4 protein-coding genes are annotated in these 7,500 nt (G+C 67.8%); all 4 read right to left on the reverse strand.

The window, feature by feature from the left end:
- Window positions 1-484: 484 nt before the first annotated feature.
- Window positions 485-1,675 carry a low temperature requirement protein A gene (locus tag ACFORO_RS38315; protein ID WP_354751243.1) on the reverse strand — a complete coding sequence of 397 codons (1,191 nt, stop codon included), beginning with the start codon at window positions 1,673-1,675 and terminating at the stop codon, window positions 485-487.
- Window positions 1,676-1,777: 102 nt separating this feature from the next.
- Complete coding sequence (locus ACFORO_RS38320) at window positions 1,778-2,587, reverse strand: MerR family transcriptional regulator (RefSeq protein WP_377874139.1); 810 nt, start codon at window positions 2,585-2,587, stop codon at window positions 1,778-1,780.
- A gap of 751 nt (window positions 2,588-3,338) precedes the next feature.
- The gene (locus ACFORO_RS38325) at window positions 3,339-4,808 is read right to left on the reverse strand and encodes an MFS transporter (protein ID WP_377874140.1); all 1,470 of its coding nucleotides are present in this window, start codon (window positions 4,806-4,808) and stop codon (window positions 3,339-3,341) included.
- The coding region (gene dnaE / locus ACFORO_RS38330; protein ID WP_377896739.1) for a DNA polymerase III subunit alpha at window positions 4,808-7,500 on the reverse strand (2,693 nt) is incomplete at its 5' end. The genes dnaE and ACFORO_RS38325, both read right to left, overlap by 1 nt.

The raw sequence follows: 7,500 nt of genomic DNA on the forward strand, positions 1-7,500 counted from the left end.
ATGTGTTAAGCACGCCGCCAGCGTTCGTCCTGAGCCAGGATCAAACTCTCCAACAATGAACAGTTCGATCGAGACTATTTCTCAATCATTCTCAAAGGAAACCCCGACGAGGGGGTTTCATATAAGCTCTACTGGCTTAGTTCACTAGCACACTGTTGAGTTCTCAAGCAACACACCCCGAACCAGCCCCGGAATCAACCAGGCCAAGCTCGATGCGTTATTTCAAGCTTTTGTTTTTCCGGAGTCCAACTCTACACCCTGGGAAGCTCGAGGCTTCGTCGGGGGCTGGTTCAGCTCCGGAGGTTTGGGACCACCCACTCTACCACTACTGTGGGAGCTTGGTTCGTGTTCCCGGTGGCCGCCGGGTTTCCCTGGCGACGAAGAGAACATTACACGGCCCGAAACAGCCCTCGAACAGGGGGGTCCCTTTTTTCGCGCCAAGCCCCTGACCTGCGTCGATCCGGCGGCCGAGACCCGAGCGCGGTCAGCCCGGCTCGGGCTCGCCGTGCGTCGCGATCACCGTGACCCCGACGAGGATCGCCGCGAGGACCGCCGTCACGTGGATCGGCGCCGGGCCGAACGACGCAGCGAGCACGAGCACCGCGGCTGCCGGGAAGCCGATCGCGATCGGACGGCATTCGTTGGTCGGTCCGATGTGCAGCAGCCAGACGCTGAGCAAGAAGATCGCGACCGGGATCGTCACGGCCAGCGCGGTCACGATGCCGCTGACGTGCACCTGCCCGCTGTCGAAACCGACCGCCAGTTCCAGCCCGGCACCGACCGCCGCGGCCGAACCGAAAATCAGGTAGTGCCCGTATCCCCAGCTCAACGCGGTCCACCGGGAGTTGCCGCGTTCGAGACGGGCGTGCCCCGGCTGGTCGAAATACAGCCACCACATCGAGAACACCAGGACCAGGCCCGCGACGGCCAGCGACACCAGCTCCCCGGTGTGCTCCCCCTCCGCTATCCCCTCTTTCACCGCGTTGGTGGCGCTGAGCACGGTTTCGCCGAGCACGATCAGCGTGAAAAGCCCGTACCGCTCGGCGATGTGATGCGAGTGCCACGGCGTCGTGGTCCGCGCTTCCGCCACCGCCGGCACCGCGAGTTCCAGGACCAGGACCACGAAGAAGCCGACGAACCCCGCGGTGCCGGGAATCGCGAGCCGGACGATCCACAGGATCTGGCAGAGCGTGATGCCGATCGCGTAGAAGTACGCGGTCGAGCGGATCTCCGGTGCTTGCCGTGCCGCGCGAAGCCACTGTGTGACCGCGGCCAGGCGCATCAGGACGTACCCGATGACCACGATCGTGAAGTCGCCCTCGAAGGCTTTGTCCACGCCGGCCGCGACGGTCAGGCCGCCCGCGATCTGGACGAGGGTGGCGAGCCGGTAGGGCACGTCGTCGGTGTCGAACGCCGACGCGAACCAGCTGAAGTTCAGCCAGCCCCACCAGATCGCGAAGAACACCATCCCGAAGCTGAGCACCCCGTGCCCGACGTGGCCTTCGGAAAGGGCGTGGTGCAGTTGCGCGGCGGCCTGGCCGACGGCGACCACGAAACACAGGTCGAACAGCAACTCCAGCGGCGTCGACGCGCGGTGCCCTTCGGTGGTGTCGCGCGCCCGCATCGGTCGGTACCACACCCGGATCCGGTTGCCCGGCGATGCCTCGTGGGCCATGAGCGCTCCCCTCTTCGCAGAACGCGGCCATCCCAACATGATCGACGGCCCCGCGCGAGCGCGACATCCCCGAGCGGCCGGAACCGGGCGAAACCGGGCGGCTCAGCGCAGCCGGACCGCCAGCTCGAAGACGGGATCGTCGAGTTCGGCCGTCCCGGGATCGCACAGGAAGATCTGGCGCGGCTTCCAATCGGCCTCGACGTCATGGTCGGTCAGCCAGCGGTGCAGCGATTCGGCGCCGAGCGCGGTCATCATGTTCGCCTTCGGCACGGTGACGTAAGCCTCGCGGCCCGCGTCGTCGGCGCTGAGCGTCATCTCCGGAAAGGCGACTTCCCCGCGGCCGGGATCGATCGGGCAGCAGAACTCGACCAGGCCGTCGCTGTCATTGCTGATTTCTCCGTGATAGCGCAGGAAAGGCCGTCCGGGGCCGCCTTCCGGGCGCGGGACCGCCGGGCCGCCGAAGAAGACGAAGAGCGGGGCGGCGAACTCGCCGATCCGGTCGGCGGTCAGGTGCTCGGAGGTGATGAGCAGCGTGCGGGCGGGCACTTCGCGAACGGACACGTCGTACATCGGGGTTTCCTTCCCTGTCAGCTGGTCGAGGAAGAACCCGGCGAGTTCCCGCTTCGCGTGCCACGCCCGCTCCTGCTCCTCCCAATACGCGCGGACCTCGGCCGCCGCCGCTTCCGGCGGCAGGTCGAGGACGGCCCGGATCCGCGGCAGCGGCATCTCGAGCCCGCGCAACTGGACGACGCGGCGGGCCCGGTCGAGCTGATCCGGCGAGTACCAGCGGTAGCCGGTGTCCGGGTCGACGCGGGCGGGCGGCAGCAGGTTCATCTCGTCGTAGAGCCGCAGCGCTTTGGGCGAAAGGCGGGCCAGGCGCGCGAACGCGCCGATGGCGAGCAGGTCCGTCATGGGTCTCCCTCGTTCGGAACGCCCTGAGCGTGGGGCCGTCCCAGAGGGGAAGGTCAAGAGGCGGGAAACATCCTGTGCCGATCGGCTTCCGAGAGCAAGGTCAGGCGGCACGGTCAGCGTTTTCGGCACGCCCGAGCCGCGAGGTCCAGGAGAGCGAGGTCGAGCGGCACCGACGGCAACGGACAAGCGGCACGGACAACGTTCGACGCGCCGAGAGCCGCACGGCCCGAGCCCGAAGACAGCCCCGACCGGCACGGACAGCGTTCGACCGCCCGAGCCGCGCAGTCGGAACCCAAGACAGCGTCGAGCGGCACGGACATGCCCGGCCGGAACATCAGCGGCCAGCCCGCGGGCAAGGACGAGCCGGGAGAGAAAGACGGGCGGGCCCGGTTCCCCCTCGCCCGGGCCCGCCCCGTTGCCTTCGCGCGCACTCGGCCGGCCACTCCGGGCAGTGCCCCGGCGATTCGCCGTACGGTCCCCCGCGGACGCCGACGAATTTCGTACCGGAATGCGACTCCGGGTGTCCATTCCCCGGAACTTCGGACTCCCGGGCCTCTCGGCCGATCGACCCATCCCCGGTCGATCGAACGAATTGCCACTGTAGGTAGCCAAAGTGTCGTTCTGAAGGCTCCATAAGGTCTACTCGGTTGCTCTGAGTAGCACTAGGGCCGAAGGTCACCTGTCACCCGGATGGAGTATCACCTGGTGGCGGTAAGTAGCTCACCGAAGAGGCAAGATAAGAGTTGCCAGATTACGTACGGTGAATATTCGCTGCGGACTGCGCTGCTTGACGGTCCTCCGTCAGGATGGCACGCCGCCGGCGGGCGCGAAGTTCCAGGGTCGCGAACGCCAGCGCGACCAGCGTGAGGCCGGCCGCGCAGCACATCGCCGCGGTGAGTGCGGTCTGGTGCCCGGCCGCCGGGACCACCGATTCGAACACCGACGCCAGCACGGCCGTGCCGATCGCGGTGCCGATCCGCTGGCCGGTCTGCAGCGCTCCCCCGGCGACGCCGGCCAGCCGGTTCGGCACGCATTCGAGGGTGAGCGTCGTGTTCGGCGAGATCACCATCCCGCCGCCGATCCCGCCGATCAGCAGCGGACCGGCCACCGCGAACCCGGCGGCAGACGGCGGCACCCATTGCACGACCAATGCCACCGACAGCAGTGAAAAGGCGACGATGGCCAGTCCGGTGACGGTCAGCCTCCGGCCGAAGCGGGTCACGAGCCGCCCGGCGACGGCCGCCGTCACGGCGGAACTCAGCGCGAACGGCGTGACCGCCAGCCCCGACTGCAGCGGTGTGTACCCGAGCCCCTGCTGGAAGAAGAGTGCGAACACCAGCCAGATCCCGGCGAATCCGCAGAAGTACAGCGCCCCGACCGCCGCGCCGCTGGCGTAGCCCGGGGTGCCGGTGAAGAGCCGGATGTCCAGCAGCGGCGGCCGGTTCCTTCGCGTGACTCGCCGTTCCCACCACACGAACGCCACGCCGAAAACGATCGCCACCCCGAACAGCCACCACAACCGGCCGAGCCCGCCCCGTCCGGATTGCACGAGCGGCAGCAGCACGCCGAGCACCGCGACGGCCAGCAGCACGATCCCGACGAAGTCGATTTCCGTGCGCAGCCGGAACTTCCGCCGGTCCGCCTGCGGCAGCAGCTTCATCGCGAGCCCGAACGCGACGACGCCGATCGGCACGTTCACGTAGAACACCCACCGCCAGCCGTCCGGATCGCCGAACAGCGCGAGGATCACGCCGCCGAGCACTGGGCCGACCGCGGTGGAGATGCCGACGACCGCGCCGAACATGCCGAACGCCCGGCCGCGCTCGGCGCCGCGGAACAGATCCTGGATCAGGCCGCTGTTCTGCGGCGTCAGCATGCCCGCGGCGCAGCCCTGGGCGAGCCGGGCGGCGACGAGCGTCGCCGGATCGGAGGCCGCTCCGGCGAGCGCGCTCGTCGCGACGAACGCGGCCAGCGCGATCAGGAACATCCGGCGGCGGCCCAGCGCGTCGCCCAACCGGCCGCCGGTGACCAGGACCAGGCCGAAAGTGAGCGCGTAGCCCGAGACCACCCACTGGATGGTGCCCGCGCCGGTGTTCAGGTCGCGCTGGATCGAGGGCAGAGCCGTGTTGACGATGCTGACGTCCAGCAACGTCATGAACCCGGCGGCGAGGGTGACCGCGAGCGCCCGCCAGCGGCGGGGATCCGGCTCCGCCTCGGCCATCAGGTGTTGGCGGTGATCCCAGGGATGCCCTTGAGCTCACCGATGAGCATCGAACTGACCTTCACCGGGTAATCGTAAAGCGCGAAGACCGTCTGGTTCTTGCCGACGAGCTTGAGGTGCACCGGCGTATCCCCCTTGTGCGCGAGCAGCGTCGACTTCAGTTCGCTGACCACCGCCTGGTCGACCTTCTCCGCGGCGGCCAGCAGCACCAGTGGCGGCTCTTCGCCGCCGTTGCCGATCTCGGAGAGGTCCAGCGGCACGAGCCCGCCGCCGAACACCGACATCTTGTCCTCGCGCCAGTTGACCCGGCCCTTCACCAGCACCGCGTTGTCCTCGACCAGGTCCGCGGCGAACATCGAGTACGCCTTGGCGAAGAACAGCACCTCGAGCGCGGCGTCCATGTCCTCGACGGTGCAGATCGCCCAGGGCTCGCCCTTCTTGTTGACCCGGCGTTCGAGCGAAGTGAGCAGGCCGGAGATGACGACCTCGCCCTCCTTCGGCGGGTCGGCGAGCAGCGCGGCGATCGGCTTCGGCGCGTGTTTGCGCAGGATGCGTTCGGCCCCGTCGAGCGGGTGCGCCGACACGTACAGGCCCAGCATTTCGCGTTCGTAGGCAAGGAGCTGCTTGCGCGGGTACTCCTCCTCGCCGAACTTGAGGTGCGCGAGCGGCGAGGACGACGGAGCCGCCTCGGCCGCGTCGCCGTCGTCGGCTCCGAACGAGCCGAACAGGTCGAACTGGCCCATCGCTTCCTGGCGCTTGAGCGGGACGACGGCTTCCACCGCGTCCTCGTGCACCTGGATCATCGACAGCCGCGTGTGACCCATCGAATCGAACGCGCCCGCCTTGATCAGCGACTCGATCACCCGCTTGTTGCAGGCCACCAGCTCCGACTTGTCCAGGAACTCGGTGAAAGAGGAGTACTTGCCCTTCTCCTCGCGCGTCTTGATGATCGACTCCACCACGTTCGCGCCCACGTTGCGCACCGCGCCCAAACCGAAGCGGATGTCGCCCCCGACGGCCGCGAACCGCAAAGCCGACTCGTTCACGTCCGGCGGCAAAACCTTGATCCCCAGCCGACGGCACTCCGACAGATAGATCGCCGACTTGTCCTTGTTGTCACCGACCGACGTCAGCAACGCCGCCATGTACTCCGCGGTGTAATTCGACTTGAGGTACGCGGTCCAGTACGCGATCAGGCCGTACGCGGCGGCGTGCGACTTGTTGAACGCGTACCCGGCGAACGGGAGAATCGTGTCCCACAGCGCCTTGACCGCTTCCGGCGAGAAGCCGCCCTCGACCAGCGGGCTGGACTTCATGCCCTCTTCGAAGCCCTCGTACTCCTTCTCGAGGACTTCCTTCTTCTTCTTGCCCATCGCTCGCCGCAGCGTGTCCGCTCGGCCCATCGTGTAGCCCGCGACCTTCTGGGCGATCTGCATGATCTGCTCTTGGTAGACGATCAGGCCGTAGGTCTCGGACAGGATCTCCCGCAGCGGTTCCTCCAGCTGCGGGTGGATGGGCTTGATCTGCTGCCGGTTGTTCTTGCGGTCGGCGTAGTCGTTGTGCGCGTTCATGCCCATCGGGCCGGGGCGGTACAGCGCGAGCACCGCGATGATGTCCTCGAACCCGGTCGGCAGCATGCGCCGCAGCAGGTCGCGCATCGCGCCGCCGTCGAGCTGGAACACGCCCAGCGTGTCGCCGCGACCGAGGAGCTTGTACGACTCGGGGTCGTCGAAGCCGAGCCGGTCGAGGTCGATCTCCTCGCCGCGGTTGGCCTTGATGTTCTCCAGCGCGTCGCCGATGACGGTGAGGTTGCGCAGGCCGAGGAAGTCCATCTTCAGCAGGCCGATGGCCTCGCACGACGGATAGTCCCAGCCGGTGATGATGGAGCCGTCGTCGCGCTGCCACACCGGGATCGCGTCGGTGAGCGGTTCGCTCGACATGATCACCGCGCAGGCGTGCACGCCCGCGTTGCGGATCAGGCCTTCGAGGCCGCGGGCGGTGTCGAAGATCGTCTTGCACTCTTCGTCGGTCTCGACGAGCGTGCGGACCTCGGCGGCCTCGGCGTAGCGCTCGTGCTTCGAGTCGACGATGCCCGACAGCGGGATGTCCTTCGCCATGATCGGCGGCGGCAGCGCCTTCGAAATCCGGTCCGCGATCGAGTAGCCCGGCTGGCCGTAGTGCACGCGGGCGGAGTCCTTGATCGCCGCCTTGGTCTTAATCGTGCCGAAGGTGATCACCTGGGCGACCCGGTCCGCGCCGTACTTGTCGGTGGCGTACCGGATCATCTCGCCGCGACGGCGGTCGTCGAAGTCGATGTCGATATCGGGCATCGACATGCGCTCCGGGTTCAGGAACCGCTCGAACAGCAGCTTCTGCGGGATCGGGTCGAGGTTCGTGATGCCCAGCGCGTACGCGACCAGCGCGCCCGCGGCGGAACCACGGCCCGGGCCGACCAGGATGCCGACCTCCCGCGCGTGCTGGATGAGGTCGGCGGTGATGAGGAAGTAGGACGGGAAGCCCTTGCCCTCGATGACGCCGAGTTCGTAGTCGCAGCGCTCCTCGTAGCCGTCCGGGACGCCCTCGGGGAACCGCCACTTGAGCCCCTCGGCCACCTGATGGCGCAGCCAGGAAGCATCGGTGTGGCCTTCGGGGACGTCGAAGACCGGCATCCGGTCCTTGTGCGTGTACACGT

The organism is Amycolatopsis halotolerans (assembly GCF_042647905.1).
Classification (GTDB): domain Bacteria; phylum Actinomycetota; class Actinomycetes; order Mycobacteriales; family Pseudonocardiaceae; genus Amycolatopsis; species Amycolatopsis halotolerans.